Raw genomic sequence first — 18,664 nt, 5'->3', positions numbered from 1 at the left:
GTGAAGAGGATGCTATTGCAAGGGCAAGCTGCTGTCGTTACAGGAGCTAGCAGAGGCATTGGCAGAGCCATTGCGCTGACATTAGCGCAGCATGGCGCATCAGTAGTCATTAATGGGACGAATGAGGAGCTGCTGCAAACTTTAAGGAATGAAATTCGCCAGCTTGGCGGAAACAGCATCGTCTGTGCGGGTGATGTATCCAATGAGAAGGTAGCAAGCTGTGTGATTGAGGGGGCCGTAAGTCATTTCGGCAAAATTGACATTCTCGTCAACAATGCTGGCATTAATAACCGCAGCTCTACGCTTGAGATGGGGATCGAGGACTGGCAGAAGGTGATGGATGTCAATTTAAATAGCACCTTATATTTTTGCCGGGCTGCACTGCCGTTTATGATCGAGCGGAAGTATGGCAAAATCGTCAATGTCACCTCGACAACCGCAAAGACGCCTCATCGCAATGCGGCGCCTTCATATGGAGCTTCAAAGGCAGGGGTCAATTATTTGACGCAGCATTTGGCGCTGGAAATGGCTAAGCACAACATTTATGTGAATGCCATTTGCCCAGGGCCGATAGACACGGACATGAGCCAGCAATGGACGGAGGAATACCGGAAGGAAGCGATCGCGCGAATCCCTCTAGGCAAGCTTGGCACGCCGCAAAATGTAGCGGATGCCGTATTGTTCCTTGCTTCGTCCATGTCTGATTTTATTACTGGCGAAGCGATCAATTTAAACGGCGGCACGTATATGAATTAACCGGATGAAACAAACAACCGACCCTCAAAGGTCGGTTGTTTGTTTACACTTACAGATTGTTTGACTTGTTTTTCTCTCCATATAGCTCATTGAGATGCTCAATATGAGACATTCCCCATTCATTCATGGCCTGCAATAAAGGCGCCATTCTCATGCCGTATTCCGTAATAGAGTATTCGACCTTAGGGGGGATTTGCAAATAAATTTCACGATGAACGATGTCATGATATTCTAATTCCCGCAATTGGGAGGTAAGCATCTTTTTGGTGATGTCCGGCAATGATTTTTGCAGCTCGCTGAATCTCATCGTCCCTTGTGAAAAAAGCTGATACAAAATAATAGGCTTCCATTTGCCGACTAAAATTTCTAAAGCCGTTTCCACTTTACATTCCTCAGGCATTTGATCGTTTTCCCCTTTCGTTTCCTATGGTATCTTTTTGTATACTAGGTTTAATTAAAGTTCCTACTTCTAATAAATAACTCTAGAGCTTATTATACATCTATGATTTAAACATACTCAAGGAGGAATCGTTACAGTGAAATGGCTTGTGCGAATATTGCAAGGACTGCTCGTGCTTGGATTTTTAATGTTTGGGTTTATGAAGGTTAGTGGAGATCCGACCCAAGTGGAAGCCTTTAATGACATTTATGGATATGGCACGGCGTTCATGTACGTTGTGGGGATTGTTGAAATTTTGGGGGCAGTCGGGTTATTGATTGGGTATTGGAGAAATAAGCTGATTCCTATTTTTAGCGGAGTATTAGCGGTTGTTATGGCTGGAGCTGTATTTACACATTTAAAGGCAGGCCAAGGCTTTGAAGTAGCAGGCATGCCATTGATTTTGCTGGTTTTAGCTTTGATCGTGTTTTTTGGCCAGATAAAGCTGCTTGCTAATAACAGACAATAAGGAGGCGAAAAAGCATGCTGCCATCCCTTTTTATTTGCCACGGTTCACCGTTGTCCGCGATGGCTGAATCGGATTATACCCGGTTTTTATCCGATATCGGGAAAAAGTACAAACCGCAAGCGATCGTGCTGTTCAGCGCTCACTGGGAGGAGCGGCATACGACGATTTCGTTCGCTGAGGGGACATTAAACACGATCTATGATTTTTATGGTTTTCCGGATGAATTGTATCAATTGACTTATCCTGCCCCAGGCTCGCCTGAGTTGGCTGCTGAATTAGAAGAACGTTTTAAACGAAGTGGCATAACGGTTGATAGGGATGATGAACGGGGATTAGATCACGGCTCTTGGATTTTCCTAAGATACATGTATCCAGAGGCTAATATTCCAATTGTGACGATATCGGTAAACCCTTTTCTATCTGCGAAAGAACAGCTCCAAATAGGCGAAGCGCTTAAAGGCTTGGGTGAGGAAAATATTTTGGTAATTGGCAGCGGAACGACCGTTCACAATTTCAATGAAATCAAAATGAATCAAGCGCATCCTGAAGCATGGGCGGTTGAATTTGATGATTGGATAGCGGATAAGATCGTTCAACGCGACATAGCCGCATTTTTGCAATATGAAACGTTAGCGCCGCATGCCAAGCGGGCTGTCCCGAGAGCGGAGCATTTCGTTCCGATCCTTCATGCTTTAGGAAGTTCGTCTGGGGTGAAACAGCCAAAAGTCATCTACAGAGGGTATGAGATGGGAACCTTCAGCCAAATATGCTTTGAGATGTAGGATGAGAACTACAAACGCGAAAGCTCGCAAGGCACGATAGAGGTTTAAATAGCGGTAGTCCAGGACGGTATTGACTTGTCCAGGGCTGCCGCTATTTGTATTGCTAAAATAGTTCTAGCATTTTAATGATAGATAATATGACGCTAAATTCGTTATTGACAGTGGAAAAGGGTGGTGCTATTATAATTAAAACCTTTAATGTTAGATAAGTTAACATTAAATTATAAAAGCGTTATTCTTGTATAAGCCCATTAATAAGGAATGGGCGTTTCTACAGGCAACCGTGAATTGCCCCAGGCTACAAGAGACTGAAAGCGACGCATTTTTCCTATTTAGTGATGCCCCAGGGCTGATCGCAGCAGGGAAATGAAGCTGAAGTCTCTTAAGTCTGGGTTTTTTGGAATAGAAGAGCTTATAAGTTTCACACTTAGGGCGACAATAGAGAAATTTAAGGGAGAGAAGCATATGAGCCTCACAAACACCAGACTTTCCGATTCCATTGCTAATGCCAGAACAGTCAAAATTCAGAAAACGAATGATACCTTTTATGACTTTAAACTATATCCGTTCGGCGAGCGGGGAACCTATATCGCGCCAGAGCTTATTAATGAAATTACCGATAATTTAGCGGTGAGCATAGAGAGCCATTTTCTGAATTACGATTATATCGTATCGCCAGAGCCTGGTGGCCACACATGGGGGATGCTTGCGGCGTATAAGCTGCTGAAGCCGATTAACATTTTAAGGCTGAGCACGGATTTGTATAAAGATATTCATCTGGAGGCCAAGCGCGAAACGGCATACAACGAAAATCGCATTTGCTTTGACGGCTTTCAGGCAGGCGACCGCGTTCTGCTCGTTGATGATGTCATCAGCTCCGGTGCAACGATACGCTCGATTGCTGTGCAGATGGAAGAGATGGGTGTAAAGCTTGTCGGCGTGCAGGCGATCATAGCCAAAGGCGAGCATTACCGCAAGCTGGAGGAAGACTTGCACGTCCCGGTGCGCATTCTTAGCCAGGTTTAAATGCAAAAAGCGACAAACAGATAGTCCATATATGCTTAAGTCAAAGCAGTTAATTACGATAAAGAGGTGGACAATATGACGATTATGGAGCAAAACACAAGGACGGCAGCTAAAAAAAGAGAAGAGAGCGAGCTGCCGCGAAACTGTACCTTTTCTGCTGAGGATTGGCATGTATTGGCGCAATATTGGTATCCGATCGCGATTGCAAGCGAAATTGCAGATAAGCCGGTGGCGGTAACCTTGCTGGATATGAAGCTTGTTTGCTACCGCAGCAGCGACCGGGTCGTCGTCGCCCGTGACCTTTGCTTTCACCGCGGAGCCCCGCTCAGCAAGGGTTGGATTGAAAATGGCGAAATTGTGTGCCCGTATCACGGTTTCCGTTACAATTGCGAAGGCAAATGCACGGCGGTGCCCGCGCATCCCGATTCGCGCATCTCGCCTAAACTAAAGCTCATCACGTATCCGGCCGTAGAGCGTTACGGCTTGATCTGGACGTCACTGATGTCCTTGGAGGAAAATATTCCGCCGTTCCCCGGCTGGGAAGAACCCGATTACTTGAACGTTTTGCCGCCGAGCTTTGATATTGCCGGCTCTGCTGGCCGCCAAATGGAAGGCTTCTTGGATGTATCGCATTTTGCCTATGTGCATACGGAAACGTTCGGCGACCGCAATAACACCGAGGTACCGCAATACAAGGTGAAGCGGGAAGGACAGGAGCTGCTTGCGGAATATTGGAGCACCGTCAGCAACTATGGCAAGGGACAAGATAATCCGGCTCCTGATGATTTTATGTGGCTGCGCGAATTCCGCGTATTTCCGCCATTCGCTGCATCGCTCACCGTTTATTTTCCCGATGAGGGGAGATTGAATATTTTAAACTGCGCATCTCCAGTATCGGCCCGATATACAAGGCTGTTTTGCCCGATATCGCGTAATTTCGATAAAAACGCTCCGATTCAAGATACGATTGATTTTAACTTAAAGGTGTTCCAAGAGGATGCCGAAATGGTCGAAGCGCAGACGCCGGAGGATTTGCCGCTTGATCTTCAGGCTGAGGCCCATATTCCGGCTGACCGTACCTCTATCGCTTATCGCCAGCTGTTAACAGAGCTGGGTCTAGGCAAAAACTACACGTCCTAATTCATTTGTATGAACGAATCTAATATTGCGCGGGATAGAAGAGCTGGCCTCCGGGGCCGGCTCTTTTCCTGTTTTATGGCGAGTTCATTTGCGATTGTGCTTTTTTGATCAAGAAAGCAGATTTTCTATGGCTACTAATGATAAAGTGATAGAAAATACGATTTGATGCTGACTTTGGAGATGACAACTTGAGAAAACTGAGCCTTTATTATTTCTTTTATTATTTAGCTGCGTCATCCTTCGGCCCGTACATTAGCATTTATTTAAGCGAGAAGGGGATTAGCCTCATAAGCATAGGCTTGATTTTGTCGATGCTTTCGCTGACAGGCATCCTCGCTCAGCCGATTATGGGAATTTTAAATGATCGTTTATCTGACCCCAGACGTATCGTGCTGCTGTGCCTGCTGCTCATGCCGGTATTTGCATTAGGCTATTATTATTTTGATACGGTCATTGCACTGTGCCTGGTGTCTTTCTTCTATGCGATGTTCCAATCGTCCTCTGCCCCTTTGAGCGATGTGCTGACGGTTGAAATCGCTAACAGCCAAGGATTCTCCTTCGGCAGCATTAGGCTTTGGGGCGCGCTGAGCTTTGCGCTCGGCTCGTTCATTACCGGATTCGTCTATGGCAAAGTCGGATATGGCGCCAGCTTTATTAGCTACGCCCTGCTTATGGTTCTGGCACTTGTTACGTTTTATACCGTCCCGTATAAGGCTGTGACGAGAGCTAAAGTGTCGTTGAAGCAGCATGCTGCGCAAATATTGCGGCACCAAAGCTTTTTAACCTTCGTGCTGTTCAGCTTTCTCATCGCCACATCGATTGCCATTAATTTTAACTTTCTCCCGATTTACTTCAAGGAGGCAGGCTTTAATAAAGGCTGGATAGGAACCGCTTACAGCATTGCCGCCATTATTGAAGTGCCGATGTTCTGGTTTGCGGTTAAGCTGCATAGACGCTTTGGCTTAATTCCGATGATGATGCTGGCGGCCTTATGCTACAGCGTGAAATGTCTCGTTATGGCTTTCTCCACTCAAATGGGACTGGTGCTTGCAGTGCAGCTGTTTGATGGCATTGCTTTTGCGTTCATGGCAAGCGCTTCGGTTGAGGTGATTAACCGCTATGCGCCGAGCTATGCGAAAGCGACATATCAGACCCTGTTTGTGGCGCTCACTTCCGGCATTGGCGGAATTATCGGCAGTGCCTTGGGCGGCGTGGTCATTTCGCATTGGGGTGTCAATAAGCTGTATTTGTTTATGTTCAGCTTATGCTTTATTGCGTTGGCCGGTTTTACGGCAAGGCGCAAGCAGCTGGAGCCCCGCCCAGACAGGCCGGTAAAGCTAGAAGGAGAAGCGATTCCTTCCTGAAAATAAACAACTGTTCTCAAGCCGAAGAGGACTCTAAGACAGGTTTTTATTTACAAATTCAATAAGGATGCTGTACACTGAAAGTGCTTTCAAAGCTGGAACTTTAGCAGGAGCGATCCATTTTGCAGTCGAAGGGAGTGAGCGGCATGAAACGCCGGGCTAAGATGATGACCATGAATATGATGGTGATTGTGAATTAAATAGTCAGGCAGGCGCTAGCCGTCTGTCACTCTCATGGATAGTTGCTGTTTGTTGTTAAAAACCGCATGGCTATGCCTGCGGTTTTTTTTTGCGCACAAAAATGGCGTAAACCGAGCCGAAGGAGCAGCAAAATCAATGATAAAACTTAAATATTTGTTTAATAATACCGACTTGGCTGAAATGCTGCTGCAAAATTGGAGCTATGATGCGGATTCGCTGGATCTGTTTCAATATTACCGGATTTCGTCTAATGCGATTTATCCATTTCGCTTCGAGGGAAACACAAGGCTGCTGCGCTTCGCTCCCCAATCGGAGAAAAATAAGGCGAATACGCTGGCGGAGCTTGCATTTATCGCCTATTTGAAGGAAAATGGCTTCAACGTACTGGAAGCGATTGCATCAAAGCAAGGTGCCGAGCTGATTGAAACAGCGACACCTTGGGGAAATTACGCAGCTTCGGTATTCAAGCGAGTGCCTGGCCAGTCCTTTGATCAAGCCGATTTCAACGCTGCGACCCTGTTTGTTTATGGGAAGACGTTAGGCGAGCTTCACCGTTTGTCCAGCACATATACGCCCAAGAAGCACCGCCGATGGACGTATGAAGAAGTGCTCGATTGGATCGAAGAAGAGCTGTCAGCCTTCCCGGAGGAAACAGCAGCGCTTTGCGAAGTGAAGCAGCTAAGGAATTATTTTCAGACGTGGCCTGTTTCTGCTGCGCATTTCGGTCTCATTCATTATGATTTCGAATGCGATAATGTGTTTTATGATAGGGAGACGGGCCTGTGCCATGTCATTGATTTCGATGATGCGATGTACCACTGGTATGCGATGGACATTTATGCAGCACTGGAAAGCTTGCAGGAGTTTATAGCACGGGAGGACTGGGAGCGTAAAAAGCAGCATTTTGTCGACGGCTACACGTCCGAATTTGTATGGAATGTGGAGACGGAAGCGATGCTGCCTGGCTGCAAACGGTTTGATAACCTGTACAGTTATGCTCGTGTAAAGCGGGCAATAGGGGAAACGTGGCATAATGAGCCAGCATGGATGATGCAGCTGCGCAGCAGATTAGAGCAGTCGCTTAAGGAAGCGGAAGCTTTCTTCGGGAAAGAAATCGAATAGAGGGAGCTGGGAGCATGAACATTTTAATTACAGGCGCTGGACGAGGACTTGGTTATGAAATGACAAGCGAGGCGCTGGAGCGCGGGCATGCAGTTGTGGCGGGCGTTCGATCGCCAAATGAGACTAATGAAAAGCTGTCGGCACTTGCAGAAAAGTACGGCGATCGGCTGTCGATTGTGGAATTGGATGTCACGAAGGAGGAGGGCATTGCCGCACTCGCTTCACAATTGAAGGAGCAGGGCATGAGCCTTGGAGCGATTATTAATAATGCAGCGATTCTCAATGCTCGAAATACGCAAATCGAACAGCTGGATTTCACCGATGTGGCGCTGACGATGGATATCAATGTATATGGCCCTATGCGTGTAGTCAAGCATTTTCTGTCTCTGTTAACGGAGAAGGATGCCGCAATATTTAATATTTCATCTGAAGCGGGCAGCATCACGCATGCTTATCCAGGCGATTATCCTTATGCGATATCCAAAACAGCGCTCAATATGTTCACGCAGCAGCTTCATGTATATTTACAAAAGCGGGGCATTCAAGTGCTTAGCATTCATCCCGGCTGGATGCGGACGGATATGGGGGGTGGCGAGGCTCCGCTGGATGCAAGCCATAGCGCGCGCGGCATTATTGGGCTATTGGAGCAGCGCCGCACGCCGGACAGCCGTTTTATGTTTGTTGATCATGAAGGGAATTCAATGCCAATCTAGAAAGTCGGAATTAATGATTGACAAATAGCTGTATTTCGTTATACTAGCAGTAATTATTTGGTATGCGTAACTGGCGAAAACGCAGAGCACTGCGGGGGAGCGCATATGTCATAGCAGCCGTTCGCCTGGGCAAAGTATTTGGTCAACTGACCAAATACTTTTCTATTTTAAGGAGAGTTCAAATTGGAACAGATGATAAAAGTAGCCATTAAACGCGCCGCATCTGATGATCTGGAAGCGATGCTTCGTTTATACAAGGAAGCAGCCCGCTGGATATATGAGGCGAAGGGCTTGCGCCAGTGGAGCGAGGATTCTTTTACAATGGAATATTTAGAGAAATTTATTAGTGAAAAAGAAGTGTTCGTCGCTTACTTGCAGGGCGAGCTTGCGGGCTGTTTTTCGGTCGAATGGGATGACGAGCCGCTTTGGGGAGCGCAGTTTCATACGGATGCCGGTTATGTGCATCGGCTGGCTGTATCGCGCAGCTTCAAGGGGCAAGGCATTGGCGGTCAAATGCTCGCGTGGTCAGAAGCATATATTCGCTCGCGTGGAAAAGCCTGGATGCGCCTTGATTGCATGGCGGAAAATCCGTCGCTTAACGCTTTTTATGTTAGCCAAGGCTTGAGCTTATGCGGCAGATACGATGCAGAGGGCTGGAGCGCCCATTTATATGAAAAGAAGCTGTAGCGGAAACGGAGATGGCGCTGGACTTGCGAATGCAAGACTGGTTCAAGCAGCGCTTCCCCTTATTTTTTAATCCCGGTGTATTTGAGCATTATTCATTATGGGACGCAGTCAAAAAACAGGAGGATAATGAGCAATTAAGACACTATCCGCTGTAAGAAGTTTCTTTTTACCAAGCACAAAGGTTTTATGCATTCCCTGATGGTTGTTTGGCCTCGGTTAAGTAATATAGAAAGGCAAGCACCGGCAGAGCGATACCGATCAGGGAAGCTAAAGCCCATCCCCCATAAGCATAGGCCCATCCTCCCAAAAAAGACCCTACGGCTCCGCCGATGAAGAAAATAGCCATGAATAGGCCATTAAGGCGTCCGCGCATCTCACTGCCTAGCGAATAGATAACGCGCTGGCCCAACACAAGATTTCCTGACACCCCCATATCCAAAACGATAGCAGCAACCAGCAGTAATGCCAAAGCGGCGAAAGAATCCCCCCGCACAAGATAGGCAGTTAAAAAAGCAAGGGCAGAAACGGCAATCGCGATGCCGCTCAGCCATTTAGTCAAACCCCGATCAGCCAATCTTCCGGCAATAGGCGCCGCTACGGCTCCTGCTACACCAGCGAGAGCGAATAAAGCGATGCCTTGCTGCGTCAAATGAAAATATTCGGTTAAACGAAGAGGGATGACAGTCCAAAACAAACTAAAGGAGCCAAATAAACAAGCTTGATAAAAGGCGCGGCGGCGCAAAATAGGCGTTGCTTTCAAAAGCGAGCCTAAAGAGCGGATCAATGCCCCATATTGGAGGGACGGTGTTGGTTTCCGCTGTGGAAGCGCACGGGATAGAACAATTGCGAGCAATAGGATCACGATAGCAGATAAAATAAATACCTCCCGCCATCCCCAATATTCCGTTATGAGGCTGGCTAATGGCCGGGCAAACATAATGCCTAGCAGCAGGCCGCTCATTACATTGCCAACAACACGGCCGCGCTGTTCATCTGCTGCCAGGAAAGTGGCATAAGGGACAAGAATTTGCGCAGCAACCGAGCCTATTCCTATAAACAAAGCGGAGATGAGGAAGGTGGCTGTATTAGGGGCGAATATCATTCCGATTAGGGCGATAATGACGACAACTAATGAGCTGATAACCAACCGGCGGTTTTCAATCAAATCACTGAGTGGAACGATAAATAATAGACCGACCACATAGCCAACTTGAGTCAGCGTTACAATTAACCCTGCTGCTCCTAGCGGTATTCCGATGGAGGAACTGATCGGCCCGATTAACGTCTGGGCATAATAAAGATTAGCTACAATAAGACCGCAAGCAGCGGCTAAAAGAAACATTAGCCAGTTCGGAATAGAGTTCACCTTGGACTGTAAGTTGTTCATAACATCATGCCTTCTTTCTGCTCAAATGGATGGCGCGATTCCTTTTTTTAATTATGGCTATATTATATACTATACGTACAGTATTTAAAATGTTTTTTTCAACGCGCCCAAAATTTTATATAATGTAAAGAAAGTCCACAGAAGGAGCTATGACCATTGAATATAAAAAGAGGGCGACCTCGCAACGTTGAAGCGGAGCGTGCTATTTTAACGGCCTCCTACAACTTGCTGCTTGAAATCGGATTTAGTGCTGTTACCGTTGAGAAAATTGCCGAGCAGGCACAAGTGAGCAAAGCGACGATCTACAAATGGTGGCCTAATAAAGGAGCCGTTGTGATGGCTGGTTTTATGCATGCCATAACTGCAAGGCTGCCGATACCGGATACGGGTGCTGTATATGAAGATATTTTGCTTCATGCGACTAATTTATCCCGATTTTTAACGAGTCGTGAAGGAGAGGTCATTACTGAAATTATTGGAGAAGGGCAATTTGATGCGAAGCTTGCTGCCGCATTGAGGGAGGAGTATGTTCGTCCTCGCCGGTTGGAAGCAGGGCAGCTGCTCATGCGTGGGGTAGAGCGCGGGGAATTGAAACGGGAGCTAGATATTGAATTGAGTATTGATTTGCTTTATGGGCCGATTTTTTATCGGTTGTTAGTTACAGGAGACGGGCTGGAGGAAAGCGTGATTAAGTCTTTAATAACGGTCGCTTTCGAAGGAATCAAGCAAGAGAGGGGATAGCAAGCTGGTAGCAAAATGGGATGAGAAGCTTAAGCCTTTATCCGGCACTTTACGAGGAGCAAAGATTCATACTTGTTTGATTAGCCACAAGCAGGAGCTTCTTTTTCAATATTTTAAAAATGTAAAAGCGGAGAAGAAGTTACATAAAATCAATTCTTGTACGAAAAGCATTACTTCAAGCTTAATTGGCATCGCCTATGATCGAGGGCTGCTTCCAGAGCTTTCGACGCCGATTTCCGAGTTTTTTCCAGCTTTTGCAAGAGAGGGAACGGATGAGCGGAAGCGGCTCATTACGATTGATCACTTGCTCACGATGAGCCCCGGCTTTGATTGGCCCGAGATGGGCGAGTGGGGCGGCTGGCCGCAGATGATTCATAGCCCCAACTGGGTGAATTATGTGCTTGACAGACCTCTGCTCCAAGCGCCTGGGGAAAGCATGAATTATAATTCTGGCTGCAGCCACCTGCTGCTGGCGATTTTGCAAAAACAGACGAATCAAAGCGTGAAGCAGTTCGCTGAGCAGTATCTTTTTTCCCCTTTGAAATTTGGCGATTATATCTGGCATGAAGATCCGCAAGGTATTCCGATTGGTGGATTCGGCATTCATATGGCTGTTCAGGACATGCACAAATTTGGTGAACTGTATTTAAACAACGGCAAGTGGGGCAGCAAAAGGCTCATTAGCGAGCAATGGATTGCTTTGACTACGCGGCCCGAATATGCAACCTATGACTTTTTTGGCCCTTACGGTCGGCATTGGTGGACCTGCACAACGTCAACAGGAGAACCATTTTATTTTGCGATGGGCATGGGCGGGCAGTATATTTGCGTCGTACCATCAGAAGAAATCGTCATAACGATGACAAGCGATACGCATGGCTATACGGGGAATCCGATGCAAATTATTAAAAGCCTGCTTTAAGCTGTCAGTTTTATCTAAACTGCTTGCGATATTGGCCAGGCGTCTGGCCGACTCTTTTCTTGAAAAGCGCATTAAACGAATCAATGTGGCTATAGCCGACCATTTCGGCAATTGTACTAATTTTAAGCTGTGTTAAGCGTAAATGCTCACAGCTTTTTTGTATGCGCAGTTGGTTCAAATAGTTGCCAAACGTTTGTCCGGTGTGCTGGAGAAACAGCCGCTGCAAATGCCGGATGCTCCAGCCGGATCTTGTGGCCAGCTTCGCGAGTGTCAGCTCTTCATGAACATGCTGCTCCATAAACTGAATGAGAAGGTTGAAGTGCGACACATCTTTTATTTTCAACGGGCGGTTGTCGCTTCGCAGTCGGTGAATGGTTATGACCAGTTGCAGGAATAACGTATATAGATAAGTGTCCGCTCCCGCTGCCGAGAAGGAAAACTCCTGATACATCGCCACGAGCAATTTTTCAATTGAACCATCGTGATCCTGAATCGAATGATAGGTGGCTTGCCCATTTTGCAGCTCAGCTAAATACTGCTCCAGCAGCGGATCGGTAAACAAGGTGGGCATCGCAAGCAGCAGCTGCGGCGCAAATAAGCAATTATATACGATGAGCGGATGTTGGGAAGGGTCTGTAGAGGTAGGCCTGAACACATGTGGAACGCCGACTGGTATCGTGAAAAACAACCCTTTGCTCACGGCAACAATATCGTCTCCAATATGATGAAAGCCTTTCCCTTCAGCCACAAAGTTGAACTCAATAAAATCATGGGCATGGAGGGGAACCTTGAAGTCCTCCTGATAGCGATTGACGAAAATCGGAAGCTGATTGCCGAAAAAATGATCGCCTTTATACCATTGCACAGGTTTTTTCATCGATAAGTACCTCCTTCATTAGATGGCTGAATGACCGGGATATGTTGGCCTTTTTACAAGGGTTGTCACTGAAAATGGACGCTATAATTATACGATAACAGGGTAAGTGATGAACAGCAGCTTTTCCTGATTAGAGGAGGTCGTCCCATGGTCCAGATCGCAAAAGTCAGATGTGAATATTTGAAAAATCCGCTTGGCATTGATGTGCCGCATCCTAGAATCAGCTGGCAAATCCAATCCGATGAAAGAGGCATTCAGCAGCAGGCTTATCAGCTGCAAGTTTCATTGGAGCCAGAGTTTGGACATAATGTATGGGATTCTGGCCAGAATGCTTCTGGTCAATCCGTTCATGTTGTACTTGATCAAATCGAGCTGCAAGCGCGTACGCGATATTATTATCGGGTCAAGGTGTGGACTGCCGGGTTGTCTTTGGAAGGCAGCGTTTGGTCGGAAACGGCCTATTTTGAAACCGGTCTCATGGATTACAGCGCATGGACAGCGGAATGGATTAGCGCGCCTTCTGATTTCGCTGCGACGGAAGAGGACGCGGAACGCATTCCGCTGCTCCGAACTTTTGTCACCGTTGAAAAAATGGTCAAAAGCGCCCGGATTTACGCTACGGCACTAGGCATGTATGAGCTGCAATGGAATGGCAATCGCATTGGCGACGACTATTTTACACCGGGCTGGACCAGCTATGGCAAACGGCTGCAATATCAGGTGTATGATGTAACGGACCAGTTGGCGGTTGGCACGCATGCGATTGGCGCGCTGCTCGGCAATGGCTGGTACAAAGGGGAGCTGGGCTGGAAGCAGGAGAAGGAGACGTATGGTTCACGTGCGGCGCTGCTCTTTCAGCTTCACATTAGCTATGAGGATGGTACGGAGGATATCGTCGTTTCGAATAACGATTGGCAAGCGGCTGGAAGCGCGATTCTAATGTCCGAAATGTATCATGGCGAGCGTTATGACGCCAGGCTTGAATTGGACTGGCATAGCGGCCAAGCTGCGGATTCAATCGCATGGCAGCCGGTCGAAACGATTATACACCCTAATTCGATCATAACCCAGCAGGTAAATGAGTCTGTTCGACCCGCCGAAACACTTAAGCCGATTGCTGTAATCCAAACGCCGGAGGGCGATACGGTGCTTGATTTTGGCCAAAACATGGTCGGCTGGGTAAAATTCGAGGTTGAAGGTGCCGCTGGACATCGGGTGGAATTGCAGCATGCCGAGGTGCTGGATCACGCTGGAAACTTCTATATGGGCAATATTCGCCGGGCCGAGCAGCGTATCCAATATACGTTGAAAGGCAGCGGGAAGGAAACGTTTGAGCCGCATTTCACCTTTCAAGGCTTTCGTTATGTGAAGCTGACAGGGTTTAAAGCGCCGATAAACCTCGAAGCTTTCCGTGGAATTGTGCTGCATTCGGATATGGAGCGTACAGGGTTTTTCGAATGCTCGGATGCCAAGGTGAACCAACTGCATCATAATATCGTCTGGGGGCAAAAGGGCAATTTTGTCGATGTGCCGACCGACTGCCCGCAGCGCGATGAGCGGCTAGGCTGGACGGGCGACGCGCAAATGTTCATTCGAACGGCTTCCTATGTGATGAATGTTGCCCCATTTTTCACTAAATGGCTGCAAGATTTGAAAGCGGACCAGACGCGGGAAGGGGGGATTCCCTTCTACATCCCTAATCTGAAGCCTGAGTTTTCCGAAGGCTGGGGAGACACAAGCCATTCCTCTGCGGCTTGGGGCGATGCGGCGGTTATTTGTCCGTGGACGATCTATGAAGCGTATGGCGATGCTAGGCTGCTGGAGGCGCAATATGACAGCATGAACCAATGGATTCAGTACATTTATGGGCAGGGGAGCAACCCTTATTTATGGAACACGGGATTCCACTTTGGCGATTGGCTGGGGCTTGATTCCAAGCCGAACAGCTATGTCGGGGCAACGGACAGAGATTTAATTGCAACGGCCTATTACGCTTATTCGGTATCGCTCGTCGCTAAAGCAGCGAAAGCATTAGGGAAGGAAACGGAAGTGGAGCGTCTTGCTGCTTGGCATAAACAAATTATTGCCGCATTCCAGCATGAGTTTCTGACCCCGTCCGGGCGGCTGTCTGTACCGACACAAACGGCACAGGTGCTGGCGCTGCGCTTTGGCCTTGTGTCAGGGGCGGCGAAAGAGAGAGCCGAGCAGAAGCTTGCCGAGCTGTTAAAAGAACAAGATGACCATTTGACGACAGGATTTGTCGGTACGCCATACTTGAATCCAGTGCTTAGCGAGGCTGGGCGCAATGATTTAGCTTATCGTCTGCTGCTGCAGGAGGATTATCCTTCCTGGCTGTATCAAATTACGAAAGGGGCGACGACGATTTGGGAGCATTGGGATGGCATCAAGGAAGACGGCAGCTTCTGGAGCGAGGATATGAATTCCTTCAATCATTATGCCTACGGTGCAATCGGAGAATGGCTGTACAGCTACGTGGCTGGCATTCAGCCAGACGAGGAGGAGCCGGGATTCAAGCATGTGAAAATCAGCCCGCAGCCGGGACCCGGTTTAACATGGGCGGAAGCAAGGCTTACGACGATGTATGGGGTAGTCGTTTCCTCTTGGCGCCGTAAGGAAGCAGGACGAATGGAAATTCAAGTGACGGTGCCGGGCAATGCCCGAGCGACGCTCAAGCTTCCAGAAGCGCAAGCGGCAGCCGATGTGCTGGAAAATGGCACTGCACTATCGCAAACGGCGGGCATCACCGCGATTTATGATGAAGCGGGCAGCGTTACGCTGGAGCTGGGCTCTGGCCAGTATCATTTTGCATACGATAGCTATTTGTAAGGTGTAACGGTGTTCAAGTAATAGGATTCTACTTGGGCGTGTATGCTAAAGTGTGCAATCCAGATTCAGATCCTGATTGGTTTAGCGTCACAAGTATTCCCGCTACTACTAATGGATACAGTCAGGAATGTCTCTCCTCATGAATGTGAACCTGCGTATCCGAAAGGGTGCGTCATGCTCTTCGTTTCAGGGGATTGCTCCATGAGCAAACCCCACAAAGCCACAAAGCCAGATTTGGTGGACACAGCCGCCGCTATTTCAACCGATTCGCGGGTTATGGCATAGGCGGCGGACACAGGAGCTGCTATTGCACTGCCCATCGCCATTTTGACGGGATGATGAGGGCAATAGCGGCTTTCCTGTCCGCGTGAGGCCTGAAATCAGAAAAAAAGCCAGAATAGCGGAACCTCAGTCCTTCAAAAAAGGAAGGAGCGTCCCGTGCTGCGTGATTGCAGCAACTGTGATTCTCAGCAACCGTGATTTCAAAAACAGCGGTCTCGTCACCAGTGGACTCATCAGGAGTGGTTCCGGCCACAACCGTATGCTGTCGGTCCTTAAGCCTTGAATCGTCAGAAGCGATTGGCTGCGAATTAGCGCCAAGCCAGGAACAGCTGGCCGACTCTTATATGCATACATATGCATACACACCCTGATGTCTAAATGAGGTTTGACGAAAAAGTCTGGTCTTCCAGGCTTTTTTTTATTTTTAAATTAATAGAAATTTAATAACCGGTTAACTAATAATTTATTAGCTTTGTATATGCTAAGAAAAAGATGCTTGGACGAGGTGCTGTCAGGAGGAGGCGATCTTGTTTTTTTCGAATGAATCCTTTATGTTTAATCGCAAAGTGGGCTGAAATGGAGCTGCAAGCAAAGGAGTTTTCCGAGTATGTCGATTCGTCTGAAATTGCTGTTGTCCTATGCGGCAATGCTGGTCATTCCATTATTTTTTATTATGCTTATTTCCTTGCTGATGCTCGTTATGTTTCGTGGCGATTTGCAAAATTTGAAGGGCATTTATGAATCGACGGAAGATATTTTCAATCATGAGGATTTGGAGCAGGTCGCCAAAGAAATCATTCGTGCGACTCAGCGCCAGCCTGATTTGCTTAGGGACGACAGCTATTTGAATGAAATGACGCTGCAGCTGCAGGACCAAAATTCAGGTATCGTCGTGCGTTTAAACGATGCTATTGTCTACCGTTCACTGGGGCTTCCGCAGGATGCAGCATGGCTAGCGGAATTGCCTGCTTACGCAGGGCATACAACAAGGCAAGCTTATGCAGAGAAAAAGGTAGGCAATGCTGCCTATGCGTTCCTGCAATACGATCTTAATCGTTCCGGCAACGAGCAAATATCGCTGTTTATGATGGCCAAAGTTAATCCGTTAACGAATTTTATTCGAAAATATTTTATCGTTTTATTTAGCTTGCTGATTCTTATATTCATCTTGACCCATGTGCTATTGACGACGATAATGTCCAAAAGCATCATTCGCCCACTGCACAAGCTTCGAGAAGCGGCCCAAGAAATGAAGGAAGGCAAGATGGATTTGCAAATTCAAGTGGCCGGGAAAGATGAAATCGGGCAATTAGGGGTAGCCTTTGAAGAAATGAGATTGCGGCTGCAGCATTCCACCTCGGTACAGCAGCAATACGAGGAAAACCGCAAGGAGCTAATCGCAAACATTTCCCATGATTTAAAAACGCCGTTGACGGCCATTCGTGGTTATGTAGCGGGCATGATGGACGGAATAGCAGACACACCGGAGAAAAGCTTGAAATATATGCAGACCATTGCGCTCAAATCCGATGAGCTGGATCATCTCATCAATGAGCTGTTTCTGTATTCCAAGCTGGATTTAAACCGTGAGCCGTTCCAGTTTGAAGTGGTGCAGCTGCTGCCATTTTTAAGCGATTGGATCGAGGAGCTTGAATTTGAGCTGGAAAAGCGGGGCATCGCATTTGTGGCCGATCTTTCGCTTGATTCAGAGACGGTTGTTTCGCTTGATCGCGATCATTTCAAACGCGTGCTTAACAATATTATTCAAAACAGCCTGAAATATATGAATAAAGCGCAGCCGAAAATTCACCTGGCCGTCTATTCAACCCAACAGGCTGCCGTATTGGAAATTGCGGACAATGGCAAAGGAATTGAGACTGAGGCGATTCAGCATGTTTTTGAACGGTTTTACCGGACGGACAAATCACGGAATGCGCATACAGGCGGAAGCGGCCTTGGGCTTGCAATTGCCAAGCAAATTATGGAAGGGCATGGCGGCGTTATAACAGCGTCCAGCGAGCTGGATGTCGGAACGACGATAAAGCTGTGCATCCCAACTACGACAAGGGAATGATTAATCGATGAAATCGATTTTGCTGATCGAGGACGATATTACGATTTCAGAGCTTCAACGCGATTATTTGGAAATAAACGGCTACCAGGTAGATATGGCTGCTGACGGCGAAACGGGACTGCGAATGAGCCTTGCTGGCAGCTACGATCTGATTATTTTGGATCTCATGCTGCCTAAGCTGAGCGGCTTTGACGTTTGCAAAAAGATTAGGGAGAAGAAGAATATCCCGATCCTCATGGTATCTTCCAGAAGCGAGGATATTGACATTATCCGGGGATTGGGCCTTGGCGCCGACGATTACATGACCAAGCCGTTCAAGCCAGGTGAGCTTGTTGCCAGAGTCAAGGCGCATATTGCCAGGTATGAGCGCTTAGTGGGTGCGAAGGATGTGAAAAATGAAATTCAAATTCGCGGCTTGCTCATCAACCCCGATACGCGGAAGGTGTTCGTCAATGAAGAGGAGACGGTGCTGACGACTAAGGAGTTTGACCTGCTTTATTTTCTCGCGAGCCATCCGGACAAGGTGTTTAGCAAAACCCATTTATTCGAGCGCATATGGGGTATTGATGCCTTAGGCGATATGCAGACCGTTACGGTACACATTCGGAAAATACGTGAAAAAACGGAAAGCAATTGCGCGGAGCCGACCTATGTCGAGACCGTTTGGGGAGCGGGATACCGGTTTAAAGGGTGACAAGCAACACGATTTAGGTACTTGTAAAATAGAAAGAGGAGCTCGCCTGACTGTAGGCGGGCTTTTTTTGCTTAACTTTGTTTAACTTGCTTAACTTTGTTTAACTTGCTTAACTTTGCTTTTAATCGGAGTTAAGAAAAT

The 18,664-nt window shown here is 47.5% G+C and carries 17 protein-coding genes, 1 pseudogene and 2 riboswitches; of the genes and pseudogenes, 15 read left to right on the top strand and 3 right to left on the bottom strand.

Annotation, left to right across the window (positions count from 1 at the left end; genetic code table 11):
- Positions 1 to 9 precede the first annotated feature (9 nt).
- Positions 10 to 756 carry an SDR family NAD(P)-dependent oxidoreductase gene (locus tag BBD42_RS25865; RefSeq protein ID WP_099520510.1) on the top strand — a complete coding sequence of 249 codons (747 nt, stop codon included), beginning with the start codon at positions 10 to 12 and terminating at the stop codon, positions 754 to 756.
- 49 nt (positions 757 to 805) lie between these two features.
- On the opposite strand, the gene BBD42_RS25860 is transcribed toward BBD42_RS25865, so the two are convergent.
- Positions 806 to 1,156 (bottom strand): winged helix-turn-helix transcriptional regulator, encoded by a 351-nt coding sequence (locus BBD42_RS25860; protein WP_099520509.1) that lies wholly within the window; start codon positions 1,154 to 1,156, stop codon positions 806 to 808.
- 136 nt (positions 1,157 to 1,292) lie between these two features.
- On the opposite strand from BBD42_RS25860, the gene BBD42_RS25855 reads away from it, so the two are divergent.
- The 9 genes and pseudogenes from BBD42_RS25855 to BBD42_RS32415 form a co-directional block, all read left to right on the top strand.
- A complete protein-coding gene (locus BBD42_RS25855; protein ID WP_099520508.1) occupies positions 1,293 to 1,664 on the top strand; it encodes a DoxX family protein in 372 nt (123 codons plus the stop codon).
- A gap of 14 nt (positions 1,665 to 1,678) precedes the next feature.
- The gene (locus BBD42_RS25850; protein WP_099520507.1) at positions 1,679 to 2,446 is read left to right on the top strand and encodes a dioxygenase family protein; all 768 of its coding nucleotides are present in this window, start codon (positions 1,679 to 1,681) and stop codon (positions 2,444 to 2,446) included.
- Between the two features lie 218 nt (positions 2,447 to 2,664).
- Positions 2,665 to 2,767, top strand: a riboswitch (purine riboswitch).
- Between the two features lie 144 nt (positions 2,768 to 2,911).
- A complete protein-coding gene (locus BBD42_RS25845) occupies positions 2,912 to 3,472 on the top strand; it encodes a phosphoribosyltransferase (protein ID WP_172455634.1) in 561 nt (186 codons plus the stop codon).
- 84 nt (positions 3,473 to 3,556) lie between these two features.
- Positions 3,557 to 4,612, top strand: coding sequence for an aromatic ring-hydroxylating oxygenase subunit alpha (locus tag BBD42_RS25840; protein WP_099521812.1), 1,056 nt, complete (start codon positions 3,557 to 3,559; stop codon positions 4,610 to 4,612).
- A gap of 188 nt (positions 4,613 to 4,800) precedes the next feature.
- Positions 4,801 to 5,976, top strand: a complete 1,176-nt coding sequence (locus BBD42_RS25835) for an MFS transporter (protein ID WP_172455633.1) — start codon at positions 4,801 to 4,803, stop codon at positions 5,974 to 5,976.
- A 336-nt stretch (positions 5,977 to 6,312) separates the two neighbouring features.
- The gene (locus BBD42_RS25830) at positions 6,313 to 7,299 is read left to right on the top strand and encodes a phosphotransferase enzyme family protein (RefSeq protein ID WP_099520504.1); all 987 of its coding nucleotides are present in this window, start codon (positions 6,313 to 6,315) and stop codon (positions 7,297 to 7,299) included.
- A gap of 14 nt (positions 7,300 to 7,313) precedes the next feature.
- Complete coding sequence (locus tag BBD42_RS25825; RefSeq protein ID WP_099520503.1) at positions 7,314 to 8,012, top strand: SDR family oxidoreductase; 699 nt, start codon at positions 7,314 to 7,316, stop codon at positions 8,010 to 8,012.
- A gap of 56 nt (positions 8,013 to 8,068) precedes the next feature.
- Positions 8,069 to 8,150: riboswitch (ZMP/ZTP riboswitch) on the top strand.
- A 54-nt stretch (positions 8,151 to 8,204) separates the two neighbouring features.
- Positions 8,205 to 8,699 carry a GNAT family N-acetyltransferase gene (locus BBD42_RS25820; protein ID WP_237163561.1) on the top strand — a complete coding sequence of 165 codons (495 nt, stop codon included), beginning with the start codon at positions 8,205 to 8,207 and terminating at the stop codon, positions 8,697 to 8,699.
- 8 nt (positions 8,700 to 8,707) lie between these two features.
- Positions 8,708 to 8,854 (top strand): annotated as a pseudogene (locus BBD42_RS32415) (DNA mismatch repair protein MutT); the annotation flags it as partial.
- Positions 8,855 to 8,883: 29 nt separating this feature from the next.
- On the opposite strand, the gene BBD42_RS25815 reads toward BBD42_RS32415, so the two are convergent.
- Entirely contained in the window at positions 8,884 to 10,086 is a 1,203-nt protein-coding gene (locus BBD42_RS25815) for an MFS transporter (protein ID WP_099520501.1), read from the bottom strand.
- A 156-nt stretch (positions 10,087 to 10,242) separates the two neighbouring features.
- On the opposite strand from BBD42_RS25815, the gene BBD42_RS25810 reads away from it, so the two are divergent.
- Both BBD42_RS25810 and BBD42_RS25805 read left to right on the top strand, forming a co-directional pair.
- Complete coding sequence (locus BBD42_RS25810; protein ID WP_099520500.1) at positions 10,243 to 10,827, top strand: TetR/AcrR family transcriptional regulator; 585 nt, start codon at positions 10,243 to 10,245, stop codon at positions 10,825 to 10,827.
- 76 nt (positions 10,828 to 10,903) lie between these two features.
- Positions 10,904 to 11,749 (top strand): serine hydrolase domain-containing protein, encoded by an 846-nt coding sequence (locus BBD42_RS25805; RefSeq protein WP_237163235.1) that lies wholly within the window; start codon positions 10,904 to 10,906, stop codon positions 11,747 to 11,749.
- Positions 11,750 to 11,759: 10 nt separating this feature from the next.
- Here the strand turns inward: BBD42_RS25805 and BBD42_RS25800 are convergent, their stop codons facing one another.
- Positions 11,760 to 12,626 (bottom strand): AraC family transcriptional regulator, encoded by an 867-nt coding sequence (locus BBD42_RS25800; RefSeq protein ID WP_099520498.1) that lies wholly within the window; start codon positions 12,624 to 12,626, stop codon positions 11,760 to 11,762.
- A 147-nt stretch (positions 12,627 to 12,773) separates the two neighbouring features.
- Between BBD42_RS25800 and BBD42_RS25795 the strand changes: the two genes are divergently transcribed.
- The 3 genes from BBD42_RS25795 to BBD42_RS25785 all read left to right on the top strand — a co-directional run bounded on the left by BBD42_RS25795 (position 12,774) and on the right by BBD42_RS25785 (position 18,523).
- Positions 12,774 to 15,473: an alpha-L-rhamnosidase gene (locus BBD42_RS25795; RefSeq protein WP_099520497.1), complete on the top strand. Its 2,700-nt coding sequence runs from the start codon at positions 12,774 to 12,776 to the stop codon at positions 15,471 to 15,473.
- Positions 15,474 to 16,362: 889 nt separating this feature from the next.
- A complete protein-coding gene (locus BBD42_RS25790) occupies positions 16,363 to 17,829 on the top strand; it encodes a sensor histidine kinase (protein WP_099520496.1) in 1,467 nt (488 codons plus the stop codon).
- A 7-nt stretch (positions 17,830 to 17,836) separates the two neighbouring features.
- Positions 17,837 to 18,523, top strand: coding sequence for a response regulator transcription factor (locus BBD42_RS25785; protein WP_099520495.1), 687 nt, complete (start codon positions 17,837 to 17,839; stop codon positions 18,521 to 18,523).
- Positions 18,524 to 18,664 lie beyond the last annotated feature (141 nt).

It is taken from the genome of Paenibacillus sp. BIHB 4019 (assembly GCF_002741035.1).
Taxonomy (GTDB): Bacteria; Bacillota; Bacilli; order Paenibacillales; family Paenibacillaceae; genus Pristimantibacillus.
Note: the sequence above shows the minus strand (reverse complement) of the source record. Positions and strands in the feature narration are given on the sequence as shown.